Origin of the sequence: Falsigemmobacter intermedius, assembly GCF_004054105.1 — a bacterium.
Lineage (GTDB): Bacteria > Pseudomonadota > Alphaproteobacteria > Rhodobacterales > Rhodobacteraceae > Wagnerdoeblera > Wagnerdoeblera intermedia.
Window position 1 is genome coordinate 1 of sequence record NZ_SBLC01000122.1, and the last position, 1841, is coordinate 1841.

At 64.2% G+C, this 1841-nt stretch carries 1 protein-coding gene; it reads left to right on the plus strand.

The window, feature by feature from the left end; all coding sequences use genetic code 11:
* The first annotated feature begins 165 nt into the window (after positions 1-165).
* Positions 166-1800: an IS1634 family transposase gene (locus EP867_RS19460; protein ID WP_128491074.1), complete on the plus strand. Its 1635-nt coding sequence runs from the start codon at positions 166-168 to the stop codon at positions 1798-1800.
* Positions 1801-1841: the final 41 nt, after the last annotated feature.

The following is a 1841-nucleotide window of genomic DNA, read 5'->3' on the forward strand; positions in this document are numbered from 1 at the left end:
AAGTTCGACAGTTCGGGGCTGATTTTGAGGATGGTGGCGGCGCTGCTTTGAGCAATATCAACGAGTTAGGATGGCCTTTGGGGTGCTTTCCGTAGGTTTTTGTTGTGGCACGCCATCTGGACATTCTTGTTGTGAGGCGCGGATTTTGTAGATATTCGTTGCGGCATGTACACAAAGATCACTCAGTCCGGCGGTCGCCGATACCTGCAGCTCGTTGACGGCTTCCGTGATGAGAACGGAAAGGTGCGCCATCGCGTGGTGGCGAACCTCGGGCGGATTGACGACCTCACGCCCCAGAAGCTCGATCCGCTGATCAACGGGCTGAACCGCGCCCTCGGCAGAGCCCACAACACCTCCAGTGAAGTCATATCGGAAACCGCGCTCAGCTTCGGCGATGTCTTTGCTCTGCACGAGCTGTGGAAAGAGCTCGGGTTCGATCGTGCGCTCGGCCGCGCCCTACGCTCGGGGCGGCGCAAGATCGATGTCGAGGCGCTGATCCGCGCCATGGTCTTCAACCGCCTTTGCGCGCCAGACTCCAAGCTCGGCTGCCTGCGTTGGCTCGAGACCGTCGCCATGCCGGACATGCCGGGCGAGGTGACCCATCAGCACCTGCTGCGCGCGATGGACGCGCTGATGGATCACGCCGAACTCGTCGAGGCCGAACTTGCGCGCCAGATCAGACCCTTGGTCGACCACGACCTCGCGGTCATCTTCTATGACCTGACCACCGTGCGCATCCACGGCGAGGGAGCGGTCGGGGACGATCTGCGCGCCTTCGGAATGAACAAGGAGACCGGCGGCATCGCCCGGCAGTTCGTCCTGGGTGTCGTGCAGACAGCCGAAGGCTTGCCGCTCATGCATACGGTCCACGCCGGCAATGTCGCCGAGACAAAGACCCTGCAGGCGATGCTCACCACCGTGCTGCAGCGCTTCCCGGTGCGGCGCGTGGTGCTGGTCGCGGACCGCGGGCTGCTGAGCATGGACAATATCGGCGAACTCACTGCGCTGGCCGCGCAGGGCGGCCGCTCCCTCGAGTTCGTCCTGGCGGTGCCTGCGCGGCGCTACAGCGAGCTGGCCGAGACCTTTCGGCACCTCACTTTCTCGGGCGAAGGCCTCGCCGAGGCCCGCTTCGCCGGGCAACGGCTGATCGTAGCGCATGACCCCGTGCGGGCGGACGCGCAATCGGCCAGGCGCCGCGCGCGCATTGCCGAGCTCGAAGCCATGGCCGAGAAGATGGTCACCAGGCTTGACGCACAGGATGCCGGCGAAACGGCCCGTGGCCGCCGGGCCTCGGACCGGGGAGCCTACAGCCGGTTCACCCGTGCGGTGGGCGAGGCGGAACTCACGCGCTTCATCAAGGCCAATTACACCGCCGAGCGCTTCAGCTGGGCACTGGACGAGGAGGCCATCGCCGCGGCCGAACTGTTCGACGGAAAGCTCGCCCTGCTGACCAATGCGCCGGACCTGACCCCGGCAGAGGCAGTGCGCCGCTACAAGGCCCTGGCGGATATCGAGCGCGGCTTCCGCGTGCTCAAGTCCGACATCGAGATCGCGCCGGTCCACCATCGCCTGCCAGACCGCATCCGGGCGCACGCCCTCATCTGCTTCCTTGCCCTGGTGCTCTACCGCGTCATGCGCATGCGTCTGAAGGCGAAGGGCAACGCTACCAGCCCGAAGACCGCCCTCGAGCTGCTGGCGCGCATTCAAAAGCATACCACCCATATCGGCCCTCAGACCTTCTACGGGATCTCCAATCCGCAACCAGAACAGCTGAACCGGCATTGCCAAGTTGTTGTGTAGTGAAGCCCCTGCTACAGGATTTCGAATGAAAATGCCATCAT

What these genes read in the sequence shown, in the direction of transcription:
- EP867_RS19460 (WP_128491074.1), top strand. Translation starts at nt 166, where the DNA reads ATGTACACAAAGATCACTCAGTCCGGCGGTCGCCGATACCTGCAGCTC.